The sequence below is a fragment of the Streptomyces sp. 5-10 genome, from assembly GCF_014712245.1.
In the GTDB taxonomy this organism is placed as follows: Bacteria; Actinomycetota; Actinomycetes; order Streptomycetales; family Streptomycetaceae; genus Streptomyces; species Streptomyces violaceusniger.
The window spans coordinates 120,643-139,795 of record NZ_JACVYG010000011.1 but is presented as its reverse complement, the minus strand read 5'-3'; the positions used below and the strand labels follow the sequence as shown (position 1 = coordinate 139,795).

At 70.3% G+C, this 19,153-nt stretch carries 15 protein-coding genes; 10 read left to right on the top strand and 5 right to left on the bottom strand.

Annotation, left to right across the window (positions count from 1 at the left end; all coding sequences use genetic code 11):
- Positions 1-5 precede the first annotated feature (5 nt).
- From glyA to IEJ02_RS16175, 3 genes are all read left to right on the top strand, one after another.
- The gene (gene glyA / locus IEJ02_RS16185) at positions 6-1,271 is read left to right on the top strand and encodes a serine hydroxymethyltransferase (RefSeq protein WP_191065526.1); all 1,266 of its coding nucleotides are present in this window, start codon (positions 6-8) and stop codon (positions 1,269-1,271) included.
- A 167-nt stretch (positions 1,272-1,438) separates the two neighbouring features.
- Positions 1,439-2,821 carry an L-serine ammonia-lyase gene (locus tag IEJ02_RS16180; RefSeq protein ID WP_191065525.1) on the top strand — a complete coding sequence of 461 codons (1,383 nt, stop codon included), beginning with the start codon at positions 1,439-1,441 and terminating at the stop codon, positions 2,819-2,821.
- 485 nt (positions 2,822-3,306) lie between these two features.
- On the top strand, positions 3,307-4,668 hold the full coding sequence (locus IEJ02_RS16175) for a CDP-glycerol glycerophosphotransferase family protein (RefSeq protein WP_370467061.1): 1,362 nt from the start codon (positions 3,307-3,309) through the stop codon (positions 4,666-4,668).
- Here IEJ02_RS16175 and IEJ02_RS16170 read toward each other — a convergent pair.
- Positions 4,586-6,718 (bottom strand): ATP-binding protein, encoded by a 2,133-nt coding sequence (locus IEJ02_RS16170; RefSeq protein ID WP_191065524.1) that lies wholly within the window; start codon positions 6,716-6,718, stop codon positions 4,586-4,588. The genes IEJ02_RS16175 and IEJ02_RS16170 overlap by 83 nt on opposite strands.
- A gap of 363 nt (positions 6,719-7,081) precedes the next feature.
- On the opposite strand from IEJ02_RS16170, the gene IEJ02_RS16165 reads away from it, so the two are divergent.
- Both IEJ02_RS16165 and IEJ02_RS16160 read left to right on the top strand, forming a co-directional pair.
- Positions 7,082-7,639 carry a carboxymuconolactone decarboxylase family protein gene (locus IEJ02_RS16165; protein WP_191065523.1) on the top strand — a complete coding sequence of 186 codons (558 nt, stop codon included), beginning with the start codon at positions 7,082-7,084 and terminating at the stop codon, positions 7,637-7,639.
- Positions 7,636-8,493, top strand: a complete 858-nt coding sequence (locus IEJ02_RS16160) for an RNA polymerase sigma-70 factor (protein ID WP_191065522.1) — start codon at positions 7,636-7,638, stop codon at positions 8,491-8,493. Before IEJ02_RS16165 ends, IEJ02_RS16160 begins: the two co-directional genes overlap by 4 nt.
- Positions 8,494-8,649: 156 nt before the next feature.
- Here the strand turns inward: IEJ02_RS16160 and IEJ02_RS16155 are convergent, their stop codons facing one another.
- Together IEJ02_RS16155 and IEJ02_RS16150 are read right to left on the bottom strand one after the other, a co-directional pair.
- Positions 8,650-9,216: a Uma2 family endonuclease gene (locus IEJ02_RS16155; protein ID WP_191065521.1), complete on the bottom strand. Its 567-nt coding sequence runs from the start codon at positions 9,214-9,216 to the stop codon at positions 8,650-8,652.
- A 171-nt stretch (positions 9,217-9,387) separates the two neighbouring features.
- Complete coding sequence (locus IEJ02_RS16150; RefSeq protein ID WP_223863899.1) at positions 9,388-9,954, bottom strand: MarR family winged helix-turn-helix transcriptional regulator; 567 nt, start codon at positions 9,952-9,954, stop codon at positions 9,388-9,390.
- Between the two features lie 88 nt (positions 9,955-10,042).
- Between IEJ02_RS16150 and IEJ02_RS16145 the strand changes: the two genes are divergently transcribed.
- The 3 genes from IEJ02_RS16145 to IEJ02_RS16135 all read left to right on the top strand — a co-directional run bounded on the left by IEJ02_RS16145 (position 10,043) and on the right by IEJ02_RS16135 (position 16,492).
- Entirely contained in the window at positions 10,043-10,765 is a 723-nt protein-coding gene (locus tag IEJ02_RS16145) for a DUF4386 domain-containing protein (protein ID WP_223863898.1), read from the top strand.
- A gap of 137 nt (positions 10,766-10,902) precedes the next feature.
- Positions 10,903-16,131 carry a DUF6531 domain-containing protein gene (locus tag IEJ02_RS16140; RefSeq protein WP_191065520.1) on the top strand — a complete coding sequence of 1,743 codons (5,229 nt, stop codon included), beginning with the start codon at positions 10,903-10,905 and terminating at the stop codon, positions 16,129-16,131.
- Between the two features lies 1 nt (position 16,132).
- On the top strand, positions 16,133-16,492 hold the full coding sequence (locus IEJ02_RS16135; RefSeq protein ID WP_191065519.1) for a hypothetical protein: 360 nt from the start codon (positions 16,133-16,135) through the stop codon (positions 16,490-16,492).
- Between the two features lie 594 nt (positions 16,493-17,086).
- Here the strand turns inward: IEJ02_RS16135 and IEJ02_RS16130 are convergent.
- Both IEJ02_RS16130 and IEJ02_RS16125 read right to left on the bottom strand, forming a co-directional pair.
- On the bottom strand, positions 17,087-17,311 hold the full coding sequence (locus tag IEJ02_RS16130; protein ID WP_191065518.1) for a DUF397 domain-containing protein: 225 nt from the start codon (positions 17,309-17,311) through the stop codon (positions 17,087-17,089).
- On the bottom strand, positions 17,311-18,132 hold the full coding sequence (locus IEJ02_RS16125; RefSeq protein WP_317985812.1) for a helix-turn-helix domain-containing protein: 822 nt from the start codon (positions 18,130-18,132) through the stop codon (positions 17,311-17,313). Before IEJ02_RS16125 ends, IEJ02_RS16130 begins: the two co-directional genes overlap by 1 nt.
- A 360-nt stretch (positions 18,133-18,492) precedes the next feature.
- Here IEJ02_RS16125 and IEJ02_RS16120 point away from each other — a divergent pair, with 360 nt between their 5' ends.
- The gene (locus IEJ02_RS16120; protein ID WP_191065516.1) at positions 18,493-18,654 is read left to right on the top strand and encodes a hypothetical protein; all 162 of its coding nucleotides are present in this window, start codon (positions 18,493-18,495) and stop codon (positions 18,652-18,654) included.
- Positions 18,651-18,917, top strand: a complete 267-nt coding sequence (locus tag IEJ02_RS16115; RefSeq protein ID WP_191065515.1) for a hypothetical protein — start codon at positions 18,651-18,653, stop codon at positions 18,915-18,917. The genes IEJ02_RS16120 and IEJ02_RS16115 overlap by 4 nt, the downstream gene beginning before the upstream one ends.
- The last annotated feature ends 236 nt before the right edge of the window (positions 18,918-19,153 follow it).

Genomic DNA, 19,153 nt, shown 5'->3' with positions numbered 1-19,153 from the left:
CCTCGATGTCGCTTCTTAACAGCTCCCTGCACGAGCTCGACCCGGACGTCGCCGCTGCTGTCGACGCCGAACTCCACCGCCAGCAGTCCACCCTGGAGATGATCGCCTCGGAGAACTTCGCCCCGGCGGCGGTCATGGAGGCCCAGGGCTCGGTCCTGACCAACAAGTACGCCGAGGGCTACCCCGGCCGCCGCTACTACGGCGGCTGTGAGCACGTCGACGTGGTCGAGCAGATCGCCATCGACCGGGTCAAGGAGCTCTTCGGCGCCGAGGCGGCGAACGTCCAGCCGCACTCGGGCGCCCAGGCCAACGCGGCCGCGATGTTCGCCCTGCTCTCCCCCGGCGACACCATCCTGGGGCTGAACCTGGCGCACGGCGGCCATCTGACCCACGGCATGAAGATCAACTTCTCCGGCAAGCTCTACAACGTGGTGCCCTACCACGTGGACGCCGAGACCGGCCTGGTCGACATGGACGAGGTCGAGCGGCTGGCCAAGGAGCACCGCCCCAAGCTGGTGATCGCGGGCTGGTCGGCGTACCCGCGCCAGCTGGACTTCGCCGCCTTCCGCCGGATCGCGGACGAGGTCGGCGCGTACCTGATGGTCGACATGGCCCACTTCGCGGGTCTGGTGGCGGCCGGGCTGCACCCCTCGCCCGTACCGCACGCCCATGTGGTGACCACCACCACCCACAAGACCCTGGGCGGTCCGCGCGGTGGCGTGATCCTCTCCACCGCCGACCTGGCCAAGAAGATCAACTCGGCGGTCTTCCCGGGCCAGCAGGGCGGTCCGCTGGAGCATGTGATCGCGGCGAAGGCGGTGTCCTTCAAGGTGGCGGCGAGCTCGGCGTTCAAGGAGCGCCAGGAGCGCACGCTGGAGGGCGCCCGGATCCTCGCCGAGCGCCTGGCCCAGGACGATGTGCGGGAGGCGGGCGTCGCCGTCCTGTCCGGCGGCACCGACGTCCATCTGGTCCTGGTCGATCTGCGCGACTCCGAGCTGGACGGGCGGCAGGCCGAGGACCGGCTCCACGAGGTCGGCATCACGGTCAACCGCAACGCGATCCCGAACGACCCGCGGCCCCCGATGGTCACCTCGGGTCTGCGGATCGGCACCCCGGCGCTGGCCACGCGCGGCTTCACCGCGGAGGACTTCCGCGAGGTCGCCGACGTGATCGCGGAGACGCTGAAGCCGTCGTACGACGCGGAGGCGCTGAAGGCCCGGGTCACCGCCCTGGCCGACAAGCACCCGCTGTACGCGCACCTGTCCAAGTAACCCGGAGTAACCGGGGCCTGGGGGCGCGCCCGACCTGGCGCGCCCCCGCCGCACCACCCGCACCGACCGCACCGGCCCCGCACCACCCGCACCACCCCACGCACGGCCCGCACGCCTCGCCCGGCGGGCACACGCTTCCCCCGGCGTGCAGACGAAGGAGTCCCCCGGTGGCCATTTCCGTATTCGACCTCTTCTCGATCGGCATCGGCCCGTCCAGTTCGCACACCGTCGGCCCGATGCGCGCCGCGCGGATGTTCGTCCGCCGGCTGAAGAACGAGGGTCTGCTGGCCCACACCACGTCCGTCCGCGCCGAGCTCTTCGGCTCCCTGGGCGCCACCGGTCATGGCCACGGCACCCCGAAGGCCGTACTGCTGGGTCTGGAGGGCCACTCCCCGCGCACCGTGGACGTCGAGGCGGCCGACGGCGAGGTGGAGCGCATCCGCACCACCAAGCGGCTGCGGCTGCTCGGCGCCGAGATCGGCCCCGGCCACGAGATCGACTTCGACGACTCGGCCCAGCTGATCCTGCACCGCCGCCGCTCGCTGCCGTACCACGCCAACGGCATGACGCTGTGCGCGTACGACGCCGAGGGCCATCCGCTGCTGGAGAAGACGTACTACTCGGTCGGCGGCGGCTTCGTGGTGGACGAGGACGCGGTCGGCGAGGACCGCATCAAGCTCGACGACACCGTCCTCACCCACCCCTTCCGCACCGGCGACGAGCTGCTGCGGCTCTCCCAGGAGACGGGCCTGTCGATCTCGGCCCTGATGCTGGAGAACGAGAAGGCGTGGCGCACGGAGCAGGAGATCCGGGCCGGGCTGCTGGAGATCTGGCAGGTCATGGAGGCGTGCGTGGCCCGCGGCATGTCCCAGGAGGGCATCCTGCCCGGCGGCCTCAAGGTCCGCCGCCGCGCCGCCACCGCCGCCCGCGCCCTGCGCTCCGAGGGCGACCCGGGCGCCCGCGCGATGGAGTGGATCACCCTCTACGCCATGGCGGTCAACGAGGAGAACGCGGCGGGCGGCCGCGTGGTCACCGCCCCCACCAACGGCGCGGCGGGCATCATCCCCGCCGTCCTGCACTACTACACCCGCTTCGTCCCGGGCGCCGACGAGGAGGGCGTCATCCGCTTCCTCCTCGCCGCGGGCGCCATCGGCATGCTCTTCAAGGAGAACGCCTCGATCTCCGGCGCCGAGGTCGGCTGCCAGGGCGAGGTCGGCTCCGCCTGCTCGATGGCGGCCGGCGGCCTCGCCGAGGTCCTGGGCGGCTCCCCGGAACAGGTGGAGAACGCCGCCGAGATCGGCATGGAGCACAACCTCGGCCTCACCTGCGACCCCGTCGGCGGCCTGGTCCAGATCCCCTGCATCGAGCGCAACGGCATGGCCTCGGTCAAGGCGGTCACCGCCGCGAGGATGGCCCTGCGCGGCGACGGCCGCCACCATGTCTCGCTCGACAAGGTGATCAAGACGATGAAGCAGACGGGCGCCGATATGAAGGTCAAGTACAAGGAGACGGCGCGGGGCGGGCTCGCGGTGAACGTCATCGAGTGCTGACGGAGGGAACGGCGAGTGGGATCGGCTGATGCCCAGGCGATACGGGTGCCGGTCGGGGAAGACGCGGAGCGCTGGGCCAGCCGGGCGACGAGCCGACGGGTACTGCTCGTGGTGCACAACGTCACCTCCGCGGGCCGCCTGCTGGACGTACTGCCGCTGTTCCACGACGACTTCCGGGTACAACTCCTGGTCACCTCGACCGAGTCCTCCGCGTTTCAGGCCGGAATCGGCGAGTTGTTCGCGGAGTTGGGTCTGCCCGTGCTGCCCTGGGAACAGGCATTGGCGACACCGGTGGCGCTGGCGATCTCCGCGAGCTTCGGTGGTCAACTCCAGGACATACAAGGCAAATTGGCTGTCTTGTCACATGGCGTCGGATACACTAAAAAACTGGGCGAGTCACGAGTCACGAGTCACGAGTCACGAGTCACGAGTCACGAGTCACGAGTCACGAGTCACGAGACACGAGACACGAACCCACATTCGGCCTGGCGCCGGAGTGGCTGCTGGCGAACGGCGAGCCGTTCGTGGACGGCCTCGTCCTCTCCCACCCGGAGCAGCTGGAGCGGTTGCGGCGGGTGTGCCCGGAAGCCGAAAGAGCATCCGTACTCGCCGGCGACCCCTGCTTCGACCGCATGCTGGCCGGGCGTCCCCACCGGGAGCGGTTCCGCCGCGCCCTGGGCGTGCGTCGCGGCCAGCGGCTCGTCGTGCTGAACTCCACCTGGAACCCCGAGGGTTTCTTCGGAACCGGCGGCGACCAGGACATCCTGCCGAGTCTGCTCCCCCGGCTCGCCTCCGAGCTGCCGGCTGACGACTACCGGCTGGCGGCCGTACTGCATCCGAACATCTGGTACGGGCACGGGCCGGGGCAGATACGCGTCTGGCTGGACCGGGCCCGCCGCGGCGGACTGACCTTGATCGACCCCGTGCACGCGTGGCGACAGGCCCTGCTGGCGGCGGACGTCGTCCTGGGGGATTTCGGAGCGGTGTCCTACTACGCCGCGGCGCTGGACATCCCCGTGCTGCTCGCGTCCGCCACGCGGGACCGGCTGGACCCGGAGGCGCCCCTCGCGGCGTTCGTCCGGAAGGCCCCTCGGCTCGACCCGTACGAACCGCTGCGCGGGCAGCTGGAGGACCTGCTGGCGCGGCATCGCCCGGTGGCCGGTCCCGCGGAGTTCATCAGCTCGGCCCCGGGCTCGTCGGCGGCGCTGCTGCGGAGGCTCTTCTACACGCTGATGGACCTGCCCGAGCCCGCGGCTCCCGCCCTGCTGGAGCCGCTGCCGCTGCCACCGTACGACCCCCCACGGCGTACGACTCCGCTGGAGGTCCGTACCCGCGTCCGGGGAGCGGACGTCTGGATCGAGCGCTCCACCGGGCACCCGTACGACGCGGTCGGCGAGCGGCACCTCGCCGTCCATGAGGACACCCGGGACCCCGGCAGCCTGACGCCGGCTGACGTGATCTTCCGTGAGGGGCAGCCGGACGACCCCCGCCTGGGCGGCCCGGAGGAGTGGACCGCCGAGGTGCTGCGCCGGTATCCGCACTGCTCGCTCGCCGTGTACGTGACCGGCCCGCACAGCTGCGCCGCGCGTGGCCGGGATGACGGCGTGCTGCGGTTGTCGGCGGGCCCGGGAGCGGACGCCGATCCGGCGGCCTACGCCTCCGCGCTGCACGCGTGGCGGGCGGGCGGCGGTGTGGTGGCGCCGGGTGGGACGACGCTCCGGGTGCACGCGGCCGGCCGGGTGCACCCGGTGACGGTGACCCCCGCTACTCCGCCTGCCCGGCCGCCTCGCAGCGCAGCCGCAGACGGGAGAGATAGCCCAGGTGCGGAGTCGCCCTTTCCGGCCTGAGCAGGCGCTCGGCCTCAGCGATCCTCAGCAGGGCTTCGGAGTGCTCACCGGCGTCGTGCAGCGTCTCGGCGAGGTCCGTGAGGGTACGGGCCTGGTTGTACGCCTCTCCCCGCTCCGCGAAGAAGTCCCGCGCGGCCTCCAGGCGAAGGCGGGACTCCGCCAGCTGCCCCAGGCCACGCAGGGCACGTCCCTGGTGACGCCCGATCAGGGCGAGGGCGCGCGGAAGGTCCCGCGCGCCTTCCTGGCCGGGGGCGATCCGCCGGTAGACGCCCTCCGCCTCGACGAACCGCTCGTACGCCGCCTCGTACCGCCATTGGTTCAAGCACAGCAGGCCCAGGAACTCCACGGACGACGCCTCGCCCCGTAAGTGGCCCGCGGCGCGCTCGCAGGCGACGGCGGCGCGCACCGCGTGTTCGGCCTCCTCCCACCGTCCCATCTCGCCCAGACAGTGGCCCAGTTGGAAGTGCAGGGCACCCGCCATGCGGGACCGCGGCTGATGCTCGTCGGCGCACCGGGCCGCGATCCGCAGGGCGGGCAGCACCTCGTCCCCGTGTCCGGCCTTCAGCTGAAGCGGCCACAGCGCGCGGGCCAGTCGCAGCGCCGTGTCGATGTGCTGGTACTCGTCCGCCACGGCGACCGCCCGCACCAGGTTCCCGGCCTCGGCCAGCAGGGCCGCCATGCCCTCGGCCTCGTCACCGTACGCGGTCCCCCGCTCGGGTGCGGGCTCGGTCCGCCAGCTCTGCGGCAGGGCCGCGTGGGCGGCGTGCAGCGCCCGGTTCAGCAGTCCGTCGAGCACCCGTGACACCGCCGCGAAGCACTCCGGGATCCCGTGCTCGGGACCCGCGGCGTCGGCCAGATGGCGGCGCACCTCGGGCCGGAAGCGGTGACGTCCGTCCCCCACCGACTCCACCAACTGCGCGTCCGCCGCCGCGGCGAGCATCCGGGCGGCCTCCTCCTCGGCGACGGCGGCGGCGTCCGAGGCCAGCCGGGCGTCGATCGCGGGCCAGCCGCCCAGCGCGGTCAGCCGGCACAGCCGCGCCACCTCGGGCCCGAGACGGCGACACGCGTCCCGCGTCATGGTGTGCACCGGATGGTGCCCCGTGGGCTCGTCGGGCGGATCCGCGAAGGGCGGTTCCTCGGCCAGCAGGCGCATCGCCGCCGCCTTCAGGGCGAAGGCGTTGCCCGCGCAGGTGTCCAGCAGGGCGGGCATCCGCGGCTTGGCTCGCGCCACCCTCTCGGCCCCGGCCACCTTCCTCAGCATCCTCAAGCCGTCCCGCTCGCTCAGCGGAGGGACGGCGATACGCTCCGCCTCCAGCGCGAACGGCGGACCCGACGCCACCACCAGCAAGAACACCTCCGGCGTGGCCGGAATGAGGTTGCGGACCTGCGCGACCGAGGACGCGTGGTCGATCACCACCAGCGCCCTGCGGCCGGCCGTCAACCGCCGGTAGAGCTGTTCACGCCCCGCCTCGGTCGGCGGAATCCGCTCGGGCTCGACTCCCATCTGCCGCAGCAGGCGCAGCAGGACGGTGGCCGGTTCCGGTCCGTGGTCTCCGGCGGCGTCGGAGAGGTCGACGTAGAACTGCCCGTCGGGGTACCGCGCGATCTGGGCGGCGCCCCAGTGCAGGGCCACCGCGCTGGTACCGATGCCGGGCGGACCGTGCAGCAGCGCGACCCGTGGCCGCCCGTCCGCGGCGCGCGTCGCCTCCCGCTTCAGCTGCCTGAGGACGGCCTCGCGGTCGGTGAAGTCCCGCGTGGCGGGCGGCAGTCCCGCCGCGGGGCGCAGCGCCACCGCCGCGTCCGGCAGGCTCCGCAGCAGAAGGGCCCACTCGCCGGACCCGCGGCCGTCTTCGCCCAGACGCGGATGCATCTGACGCGCCAGCGCCTCCCACCCCTCCGCGGTGGCCGGCAGCGGCGTCTCCCGGCCCAAGGTCCGTCTCACCAGCACACCCGTCGACAGGAGCACCTGTTTACCGACTTCTCCGGCCGCGCCGTTCCCCACCGCCGCGAGGAATGCGGTGAGCGCGCTCACCGTGACGATCTCGATCACACCGGCCCCTCCCCTGGTCCCGGTCCGGTCCCTGGCCGGACTGTATCCCCGCGGTACCCGCCCCGGAAAACCATTCGGCCTCGGCGGCCTCGTCCCGACGCCGCCGGGTCCGCCGGGCCGTCGGTCCGCCGGGTCCGTCGGGCCGGTCGATCCGTCGATCCGTCGATCCGTCGGGTCCGTCGGGTCCGTCGGGTCCGTCGGGTCCGTCGGGTCCGTCGGGTCCGTCGGGTCCGTCGGGTCCGTCGATCCATCGGTCCGTCGGTTCCGGATGCGGGCCCGCCGGATGTCACACTCCGGCGGGCTTCTCTGTCGTACCTGCGCACGCCATTGCCACCACAGGTACGACACGATGGAGAGCCCGCCATGGCCCGTATCTCGCTCACCCCGCCCAGCACGCTGCTCAACCGCATCGGCGCCTGGTACTCCCGGCGCGCCTACGGCAAGGTGCTCGACCCCGGTCTGGCCGCCGGCCACAATCCGCGGGTGCTGCTCACCTATGTCCGGGCCGAGCGCGGTGCCGCCAGGTGGAACCGCCTGGACCCGACCCTCAAGCACCTCGCGGTCATGGCCACGACGGCGAAGATCAACTGCTCGTGGTGCATGGACTTCGGCCACTGGGAGGCCGACGCCCTCGGGCTCCCGATGGACAAGACCTCCAAGGTGCCGCGGTGGCGCGACCACGAGGACGCCTTCACCGAGCTGGAACTGCTCGTCCTGGACTACGCCGAGGCGATGACCGAGACGGAACCGCGCGTGACCGACGAACTCGCGGCCGCCCTGATCGAGCGGCTCGGTGAGGCGGCGTTCGTCGAACTCACCGCCATGGTCGGCCTGGAGAACTACCGTTCGCGCGTCAACAGCGCCTTCGGCCTGACCAGCCAGGGCTTCTCGGACGCCTGCGGGGTAGCGTCGCGGGCGTGATCGACACGACCACCTTCGAAGAGCACCGGCGGACGCTGTTCGGCATCGCCTACCGCATGCTCGGCTCCGTCGCCGACGCCGAGGACGTGGTACAGGACGCCTGGCTGCGCTGCAGTCAGGTGTCCACGCCGGTGGACAACCCGGCGGGCTATCTGGCCCGTACGGTCACCAACCTCGCGCTCAACCGGCTCACCTCGGCCGCCGCCACCCGCGAGCGTTACGTCGGACCCTGGCTGCCCGAGCCGCTGGTCACCCGGCCGGACGTCGGCGAGGAGGTGGAGCTGGCCGAGTCGGTCTCGCTCGCCATGCTCGTCGTCCTGGAGAGTCTGTCGCCGCTGGAGCGGGCGGTCTTCGTGCTCAAGGAGGTCTTCGGCTTCTCCTTCAAGGAGATCGCCGGAATGCTGGAGCGCGGCGAGGCGGCCGTACGGCAGGTGGGCAGCCGGGCCAGGGCCCATGTCCAGGCCCGCCGGCCGCGTTACGACGCCCCGGCGAAGGTGCGGCGGCAGGTCACCGAGGAGTTCCTGGCCGCGTGTCTCGGCGGCGATCTGAACCGGATGATGGAGCTGCTGGCCCCCGATGTCACGGCGTGGAGCGACGGCGGCGGCAAGGTGAAGGCCGCCCTGCGCCCGCAGCGGGGCGCGGAGAAGGTCGCCCGCTTCCTCGCCGCCGTCCTCGCCCAGCCGATGGACGACCCCCGGGTGCACGTGGTGGACGTCAACGGCCGTCCGGGGTTGCTGCTCACGGTCGCGGGCCGCCCGGACACGGTCGCCTGTGCGGAGGTCGAGGACGGGCGCATCACCGAGATCCGCATCATCCGCAACCCGGAGAAGCTGCGGCACCTGCCGCCGCCGTAGGCCACCGGGGCGCCGCACACCGTCGAACAGGTCGTCCTCGGGAGTCGCGACATCGACGTCGATGTCGACGTGGGACCGGGCCAGGTGGTAGTCCTCGGTGGGCCGCCGAGACCGCCACCACCCCCGACGCCCCCACCCCCCGGACCGCCGCCCCTCTCAGAGCTGACCGAGATCAACCCGCACCGGAAACGGAGCCGCCACCTTCACCACACCGGTGAACACGTCCCCCTCCCGGTAGACCCTGGCCGCGGGGTCGAGGACGTAGGTGTAGACGAGCGGGACGCCGGTGGCCGCCTGCTCGATCCGCCAGTAGAAGGCAATGCCCGCCTTGGCGTACTGGTCCACCTTCACAATGCGGTCGGTGGTCTCCGAACCGGGCGACACGACCTCGGCGACCAGCAGCACATGCTCGGGACGGGTGGGCGTGACGTCGATCGTTTCCGCGCGATACACGACCACGTCCGGACGACGATTGGTGAGCGGCACGTCCTGGAGCCGGACATCGAAGTCGGTATCGGCGTTCCAGTCTGGACCCGCGGCGTCTTCCAGGGCGTTGGCAAGGATCCGAGCCAGGCGGTTGTGCCGCTTCGACGCGCTGGGGCTCACCACGACCATCCCGTCCACGATCTCAATACCCGCGCACTGCTCCTCGGACCAGGAGTCGTACTGCTCAGCCGTGATCTGCTCGTGCATCCACGCCGGAGCGACCATCTCGGCGGTCATGACTCACCTCCCTGAACCCGCGCGACGGGTGTGGCACCGCTGGGCTCAGCGTACCGGGGCAGGCGCCCCCGCTCCGGACTCACGGATCCAGCGCAGGGACCTGCTGGGATGCATTCCCTGTCCCCTCACGGTTCACGGGTGAAGATCTCCACGTCGACTCCCGCCTGCCGCTTACGGGGCGACCCCGGCGTCCCCGCCGTCGGCGGGCACCCCTTTCCGGCGGCTTCCCGGGCGGCCGGAGCGCTCGGCGCGGATCGAGCGGAAGCCGGGGTGGACGCCGGGGCTGAGGCCCTGGCGGGCCGCCAAGCGCCGAAGCAGGTCGGTGAGTTGGTCCCGCTCCTGCTCCGAGAGGCCATCGGTCAGCCGACGCTCGTGCTCCGCGCCCACCTTCCGCAGCTGATCCAGCAGCTTCCCGCCCTCGTCGGTCAGATGGACCGCGTACAGGCGCCGGTCGACAGGGTTCCTGCGGCGCTCGATCAGCCCGCGCTCCTCCAGTTCGTCGGCGAACGCGACGAACCGGCTCGGCGGCATGCCCAGGTCGTCGGCGAGCTCGCGCTGGCTGCGGCCCGGCGAGTCGGCCAGCAGCCGGAGCAGGCCGCCCTGCGGTGGGGTCAGGTCCAACTCGGCGAGGCGTTCGGCGAACAGCTCGGCGGCGTGGGCGCCGAGCTGGGCGAGCAGGAAGGCGGCACCGGTCGGGGGCGCACCCGGTGGCCGTTCACCTTCATTGGTCATTCCCATGCGGACATCATACTCGCTTGACAATCGTTTCAGTTCGTAATCATTATCTTCCACATCGGTTGTCTGGCCGACCAACGGAGGAGAAGCCATGCCCAGCACGACCCCACAGACGTCCCCCACCCCTTCCACCCGGACCGCCCCCGCCGAGCACACCCCCGGCCGTCGCCCGCAGGGCGGGCCTCCGCTGCCGGCGCCCGTGCTGGCGTTCGCCGTCCTGACCATCGGCTACGTCGTCGTCAACAGCTCGACCCCACGCCCCGCCGCCTCCGGCGAGGACGTCCTGCGGTACGCGCGGGACAACGGCACCACCATCGAGCTCGGCTCGCTCCTGCTGTTCGCCTCGGCCACGCCCCTGGCGCTCCTGGCGGCGGTGTTCTACCGGCGGCTGCGCGCGCTGGGCATCACCGCACCCGGCTCGGCGATCACGCTGGTGGGCGGGGTGCTGGCGTCCGTGGCGCTGACCGGCAGCGCGCTGTTCGGCTGGGCCGGCGGCCGCCTGCCCATGGACGCCGATCCGGCCCTGGCTCGCGCACTGGCCGACCTGTCGTTCCTGTCCGGCGGCGTCGCCTACTCGGTGACGTTCGCGATGCTCGTCTCCGGCATCTCGGTGACCGGGCTGATGACCCGCCTGCTGCCGCGCCCGCTCACCTGGACCGGACTGGCACTGGCCGCCGCGGGCATGGTCTCCCTGCTCACGCTGATCGCCGACCCGTTCGCCTACCTGCTGCCGGTCGTCCGCTTCGGCGGGCTCATCTGGCTGGTCATCACCGCGTTCCTGCTGCCCCGCACCCGCCCGTCCCGGCACCAGTGAGCGCCGGACGCGCGGACCCGCCGAGGACACCCACAGAGCGCACGCCGGTTATCCACAGGACCATGAAGTCCCTTGTACGTAACCGCTGTTCGACTTAGCGTGACGGATCACTGGCAACGTTGAGGGGGTCGCGGGGCGTGGCGTTCTGGATGGCGCTCGCGTCGGTATGGGCCGTGCTGCAGCTGTTGTTGCTGTCCTGGCCGGTGCGGACGGTGCGGTGGCCGACGGTGCTGCTCGCCTTCGGGGTGGGCGCTTACGGCTGCGGTGTGCTCTCGATGGTGCTGGAGCTCGTGGTGGCACGGCAGTTGGCCACCGCGCGGGAGACCTCGCTGTCGGCCGTCATGGACGTGGTGTCGTGGACGACGGCTCCGGTGGTGGAGGAGCTGATCAAGATCGCGCCGCTCCTGGTCGCGGGGTGGGCGCTGCGCGGGCGGATGCAGTGGGGTCTGGCGGACTTCGTGGTGCTGGGCGGGGCGGCCGGGGCCGGATTCGGTCTGCTGGAAAACCTTCTGATGTACGCCGAGTCCGCGGGCAAGGCCAGTCCCTCGGACGAGGGAGGCTGGGTGATCGCGAAGGGGCTGGTCGACCACCCGTACGTTCCCGGCCTCGGGCAGATCCTCGGCAGTTGGTTTCCCGCCCCGACCGGCACCGTCGGGGCCGGAGGGCCGGTACTCCCCTACGGGGCGCACATCTTCACCAGCGCGCTGGCCGGGCTGGCGGTGGGCTTGCTGTGGTGCGGTGCCCGCGTGCTGACCCGGGTCGCGGCGCTGGTGCCGCTGGCCGGGGCGGTGGCGATCCACTGGGTGACCAATTACGCCGCGGCCTTCCAGGGCGACGACACGGCGATGGAGTGGCGGGAGCGGCTGGCCGGGGAGTGGGGGCTGTGGATCATCCTCGGGTGCCTCGCCGCCGCGTGGATCTGGGATCTGCGCCGCTCCCGCCTGGGCCGGCGCCGCGCGCCTGACGTCGCGCTGGCGGCCGAGCGCCAGGGCCGGACCGCCCTCGAAGCCCTCTCCGGGTACGCCCTGCTGCGCCTTCCGGCCACCTGGATCATCGCCCTGGGCTACGCCCGGCAGCGCCGAGCGCTGCTGTACGCCACGGCGCACCCCCGTACCCGCGCGGAGAAGCTGGAGCCGCTGCGCACGTCGGTCGTCCAGCAGACCCACCGTATGGACGCCACCCACAGCCAGGAGGCATGGCGTGGCGTGACCTTGACGCGGCTGTGGCGCCGGGCCCGGGAGCAGCGACCCCGCTGGCCGCGGCACGAGAAGGCGCTTCTGGTGCTCAGCCTGCTGCTGGCCGTCCCCTCCCTGCTGTATCTGGCGGTGGGCTCCTTCCCATCCACGAAGGATCTGCAGGAGTACTTCACCGGGGGCACCGGGCTGCGGATTCTGGTCGGCGTCGGCCTCGCCGGGCTGGCCCTGGCCCTGTGGCGCCTGATCTCCGCCGTACGCGGCTACCGAGCCGCAGGCGCGTCCCCTCTGGGCGAGGCCGTCGCCCAGGTCCAGTTCCGGATCGCCGTCTGCGCGGGCTCGCTCGTCGTCGGCGTCCTGCTGCTGTCCCGCTGGTCGGCCATCGCGGAGGGGGAGGCCCCGCTCGCCGGCTACGACATCCTGGGCACCGACCGCTTCCTCCTGGACAAGCTCCTCGAGACCGGCCTTCCCCTCCTCCTCACCCTCGCCATGTTCGCCATGCCCTACGCGCTGCCGCTGGAGCTCGCCATGGGCGGAGGGCTGGCGGAGACCCTGCTGATGGGCCTCGCCCCGCGCGCCCTGGCCCCGATCGCCTCACGCGTCGGAGCGAGGCTGGCGGCGCGCGAGGCGACGCGATGGGCGCGCGGCGCGCTCCGGAGCCGTGGCCGGGGGGCGTTCTCCCGTACCTGGGACCGGGTTCGGCACGGGCGCACCGATCCGGTGGACCTGGCGACCGGGCGGATGTTCCTGCCGCAGACGGATGTGGCGCTGCCGGGTGTGCTGCCGCTGGTGTTCTCCCGCCGGGTGGACTCCGGATACCGCGCCGGGCGGTGGTTCGGCCCGACCTGGGCCTCAACGGCCGACCAGCGGCTGGAGTTCGACGAGCGGGGCGTGGTCTTCTTCACCGAGGACGGTCTGCTGCTGGCCTATCCGCATCCGGTGCCGGGCGGCGCCGCGGTCATGCCCGCGGAGGGGCCGAGGTGGCCGCTGGCGCGGACGGCGGACGGCGGTACGTACACCCTCACCGACCCGGATGCCGGGCTCGTGCGCACCTTCACCCCGCACCGCGACGAGGCGCTTGCGCTTCTGCGGGAGATGGCCGATCGCAACGGCAACCGCGTCACCTTCGCCTACGACCCCTCCGGCACACCCCTCGAGATCCTGCACAGCGGTGGCTACCGGCTGCGGCTGACGTCGGAGAACGAGCGGATCACCGGCCTGTGGGTGGGGGACGTACGGGTGATGGGCTACGGCTACGCCGACGGCCATCTCACCGAGGTCACGGGCTCTTCGGGCCTGCCGCTGCGTTTCGCCTACGACCGGGCCGGGCGGATCACGTCCTGGACCGACACCAACGACCGCTGGTACTCCTACGCCTACGACGAGCGGGACCGGGTCATCGCCGAGGGCGGCGAGGTCGGCCACTCCACCTTCCGCATCGGCTACGACGGGGTGGACCCGGACTTCCCAGGGCTGAAGGTCACGACCCTGACCTCACCGGACGGTGCGGTCACCCGCTATCTGATCGACGAGGCGCACCAGGTCGTCGGGGAGATCGACGCGGCGGGCGCGGTCAGCCGCACGGTGTACGACCAGGCCGGCCGTACGGTCGCCGAGACCGACCCGCTCGGCCGCACCACCGGCTTCCGCTACGACGAACACGGGCATCTGACGTCCGTCATCCGGCCCGACGGCAGCGAGATCAGCGCGGTGCTCGACGCACGGGGCAACCCTCTGCGGATCATCGACCCGGGCGGCGCGGTGTGGCGGCAGACCTTCGACGCGGCGGGCAACCGCACCACCCTCACCGACCCGCTTGCCGCCACCACCCGCTACCTCTACGACGCGCACGGAGGTCTGCTCGCCGTCACCGATCCGCTGGGCGCGACGACCCGGGTGCGCTGCGACGGGGCCGGGCTCCCGGTCGAGATCACCGACCCGCTGGGTGCCACGACCTTCTACCAGCGGGACGCGTTCGGCCGTGTCGTGGCCGAGACGGACCCACTGGGCGCGGTGACCCGCTACGACTGGAGCCCGGAGGGCAAACTCCTGCACCGCACCGGGCCGGATGGATCGGCGGAGTCCTGGACGTACAACGGCGAGGGCAACTGCCTCTCTCATACCGACCCCGTCGGTGGCACGACGGTGTACGAGTACACCCACTTCGACCTGCTGTCCGCCCGCACGGGCCCGGACGGGGTCCGCTACGAGTTCGAGCACGACGCGGCGCTTCGACTGACGAAGGTCACCAACCCGCAGGGCCTGACGTGGAGTTACGAGTACGATCCGGCGGGCCGCCTGACAGCGGAGACGGACTTCGACGGCCGTCGCGTTCGGTACGCATACGACGCGGCGGGTCATCTCACCGCCCGGACCGATCCCCTGGGCCGGACCATCACGTACGAGTACGACGTACTCGGCCGCCTGATGCGCAAGACGTCCGACGACCGCGCCACAACCTTCACCTACGACCCCGCCGGGCTCCTGACCTCGGCCGCCGGCCCGGACGCGGAGGTTGTCTACCAACGTGACCGCATGGGCCGGGTGACGTCAGAAACGGTGAACGGCCGTGTCGTGGCGCACGCCTACGACCCCCTGGGCCGTCGCATCCGCCGCACCACGCCCACCGGTGCCGTAACGACGTACGCCTATGACACGGCGGGCAACCGCACCGCCCTGACCGCCGGGAACCACATCCTCGCCTCGGCACACGACGCGGCGGGCCGCGAGACCACGCGCCGCATCGGCAACGCCCTCACCTTCACCCATACGTGGGACCCGCTAGGCCGCCTGACCACGCAATCGCTGACCGGCGCACCCGGCGGCATCCACCACCGGACGTACAACTATCGAGCCGACGGTCACCTGATCGCGGTGGACGACCACTTAACGGGCCGACGCACCTTCGATCTGGACGCGACAGGCCGGGTGACGGCCGTCTACGCCGACAGCTGGACCGAGACCTACGCCTACGACGAGGCGGGCAACCAAACACACGCGACCTGGCCGAGCACGCAACCCGCCCAGGAGGCGACAGGCCCTCGCAGCTACACCGGCACGCGCATCACCGGCGCGGGCTCGGTCCGCTACGAACACGACGACGCGGGCCGCCTCACCCTCCGCCAGAAGACCCGCCTGTCGAGGAAGCCCGACACCTGGCGCTACACCTGGGACTCCGAAGACCGCCTGGTGTCGGTCACCACTCCCGACGGCACGGTCTGGCGCTACCTGTACGACCCCTTCGGCCGCCGCACCGCCAAACAACGCCTAGCGGCCGACGGCAAAACCGTCCTGGAGCAAACGGATTTCACCTGGGACGGCCCCCTTCTCATAGAACAGACCACCACCGTCCCGGACCTCCCCCACCCGGTCACCCTCACCTGGGACCATGACGGCCTCCGCCCCATAGCCCAGACCGAACGCGTCACCGAAGCCACCACCCAGCGCGAAATCGACGCCCGCTTCTTCGCGATCGTCACCGACCTCGTCGGCACCCCCACCGAACTCGTCGACGAATCGGGCACCATCGCCTGGCGCACCCGCTCCACCCTCTGGGGCACCACGACCTGGGCCGCCGACAGCACGGCCTATACCCCACTCCGCTTCCCCGGCCAGTACTTCGACCCGGAAACCGGCCTCCACTACAATTTCCACCGCTATTACGACCCGGATTCCGCCCGCTATCTCTCCCCCGACCCCCTGGGCCTCACGCCCGATCCCAACCCGGTCGCCTACGTTCACAACCCGCACACCTGGACCGACCTCCTTGGTTTGTCCCCATGCCCGAATAACGTTGCTCTCGGCACTCGAACGGAGGGAGATTTAGAGAATTGGGCCAATTCGAGAAATTATACGCATTTCCTGGACCAAACCCGAGATGGGGCCCTAGCATCTGTTCGCGATGTTGCACACGAAAAACCACACGTTCGCATACACGTAATCATGGACGGATTTCGCGGAAAGAAGGAACAACTAACGGACGACATAAACGAACTATTCGAAGCCGCATACATGCGAGGGAAGGGAGATAACTGGTACACGACCGAACGCGAGATGGCAATACTTGGAGACTCGGTCAAAAGAGGGAACCGACCATGGGACTCCATAACGTTTTACCATAAAGGCGCGATTGTCGACGTCAAGCATCCACCATTCCTTGGAGGAAGGAATTAAAATGCAGCGACTAGTGGAGTGGAACCGCAATTTTCGGCTCTGGCATTACACGGTCAGTTACTCTCAACTCCTCCTACGCAGCGTCAATATCGAAGGCACGGAGTCTCGCGTCGACATCCTCTTCTCCAACGTTAACTTGATGCATGTCAGCAACAGCTTCGAAAGTCTGTCCATCGACAGAATGGAAATCTCGGAGGCCCGCGATTTCCTACAGCTGGGCACCCCCCTCCAGAACAAGGGTCACATTTTCTTGCTAAACGGTGGGGAATTTTATGTCCAGGGCAGCCACTGCGAATGGCACGAAGATCTAGGAGGACCCCGCACGCCATCAAGGTTTGGACCTCTGCGCGGTATTGAATGACCGCAAACAAGGCGTTCGATCTGTGCGTGCAACGCAGAGGACAGAGGCTGCATTGGAAGATGACAATCGAGGGAGACGGCCCGTGGCACTTGCGCCTGGAATCACCACATGGCGTTGAAGCCACAGCCGCCAGCGACAATGTGTTCGAGGCGTTACGCTCGATGCGACCTGGCCTTGCAGCGAAAGGAGTGGAGGTCTGCTGCCACGGCGCACGAGTCGATGTGAGACCTTCCGGGCTTTCGGCATCGCATGGCGCTTGGATGATCTACGTTCTCCACCTGTGGCGGCCACCCACCGTACGGGACCTTGTTCCGACTTTTGGCTACTGCCCGGCCGAACTCACTGGCTCAGTAGAAGAACAGGATGCCTACTGGGAAAAGCACCTGAAGAGCAGGAAGAACTGGTTCAATTTCATCAACCCGGGGTGGTGGATCTACTTCCTTACGGCTTCGTGGGGTAGACCTAAGAGGCTGGATCTTCGACATGCCCCACGCCGACAACACGACAGCCCTTAACGCATGGAAGGTGGCATGGAGCGTGGCCCCGCTGCTCTCGTGTACGTGCGAGGACGACGAGGCCGCGCGGTGCGGCGCCTCAGGGCGCCGGGAACTCTCCGTTGCGCACGGCGCTCGTGAACGAAGTCCACGCCTCCACGGGGAAGACGAGGGCGGGGCCTGCCGGGTGCTTGCTGTCGCGGACGGGGACGACACCGGCAGTGGCGGCTATGGAGGGCGCGAACTCCACGCACTGGCCTTCATCGCCGCTGCTGTAGCTGGACTTGGCCCATTCAGCGCGGGACAGGTCGAAGGTCGCTTTCATTAGGTGTACTCCTCCATCACTCCACGGATCATGGCCAATGACTCGTTCGGGTGCAGAGCCGCAGCGCGCAACCGTTGGTACCTGGCAGCGGCGCGCTCCACTTCTGCCTTCGTATCGACCATCTGGCCCGACATCGCCGTATCCGCATACACGATGCCCGGTCCGTCGTCGAACGTCAGAAGCGTGAAGCTTCCCGGGACGGGGGGTGCTCCTGCCGCGAACGGCAGTACCTGCAGGGTGATGTCCGGGGACTCCGCCTGGGTGAGGAGGTGAGCAAGTTGCGCACGCGTCACATCGACGCCGCCCACGACGGTACGAACACAGGACTCATTCAGGACGCACCAGAGAAGCGGAGTTGCGTCTTTCTCCATCACCTCCCGCCTCCGCAGTCGCCGCTCCACTTTGGCTTCGATCTTGACTGCGTCCTCTCGTGGATGGGCGCTACGGAAGACCGCCCGTGCGTAGTCGGCCGTTTGCAACATGCCCATGATGAATGTGACTGAGTAATCCAGGATGCTGGTTGCCTGCCGTTCCAACTGGACGTACGGCACGAACCAGTCCGGATAGCCGTGCTGGCTCGCGCACTCCCGGAGTCGCGCGAACGTACCCGGCGTGCGGAAGACCTGGTCGCATGCCTTCGCAAACTCCTGACTGGCCAGCCGCTCGCCCGCCTCCACCTTGGCCACATATTGCTGCCCGTAGTTGGCCTCCAAGCCCAATTCCCGCTGACTCAGCTTCGCCCGCGTCCGCCAGATCCGTACCTCGGCGCCGAAAAACGCCGGCCCGCTGGCCGCTTCCGGCTGCTCGTCCACATTGCTCACCTGTGGTTCTCCCCTCACCCCAAGCCTCTTGGTGTGCCCCGATCCCTGTTGCGCGCGGCCTCGCAGGGCAACGCTGGGAGTACACAGAGTGATTAAAGCTCGCAAGGCACATCCAGGTCAGGAAGAACCCCCCATGGTGTTTCCCTCCGAACACATCACCGAATCCACCCGACTCCGCGTCGCGGACCGGGTCACCCGCGAGATGCGGGAAGTGGCGCGGCGACGTGGGTGGAGTTCGGCGGGCCCGGCCGAGCCACCGGTGGGAGGGACCCCGTACGTCCTCTTCTGCGGGGCGCTCCCCGAAGACCTCGCACGGCGCCAGCAGCCGCCCACACCCACATCCACACCGGAGAGTGACCGTTGAACGACACCTGCCCCACCTGCCGCCACTACGCGGCACTGCGCGAGCAGGCCAGACGAGCCGGTGACCACAGCAAGGCCACCGACTACGAGGTACTGCGCCGACGCCACCCCGCCCACACCGTCCACATCCCCCGCCAGCCCGAAGGACGAGCCGTATGAACCACCAGCTCGGTCAGCCACAGCCCAGCACCCGTCCCGTGCCCGCCCCCGGCCAGGTGGCGTACGACCCGGCCAGTGGCCGTACCGGCGTGGTGCAGGCGGTGCACAGCGTCGCCGAATTGTGCTTCGACCACCGGATGAGCAGCGATCGCGTCGCGTTCCTCCGGCCGGAGCGAGGCGGCGTCGAGTGGACGGCCGACGCCGGGGCCCTCCGTTTCCCGGCGGACGGGGAGGGCGGCGCGCGACGCCCGCACGCGCCGTAGCCATGCTCGGTGCGGTGCGCGCCCCGCCGCCGTCCTGACGGTGGTCAGTGCCAGTCGCCGCACCCGCGCCGGGCTCGCCACCACGTCGGCTCCCGGCTCCCGGCTCCCGGCTCCCGGCTCCCGACCGTGAATCGAAACGGCCCGTCGCCGCGTTTCCAGAACCTCGGACCGCGGATCGAGGAGACGCGCCGCCCGCCGCTCCCCGGCGGCGCCTCCGGCCGGTGGCGCTCCCCTCC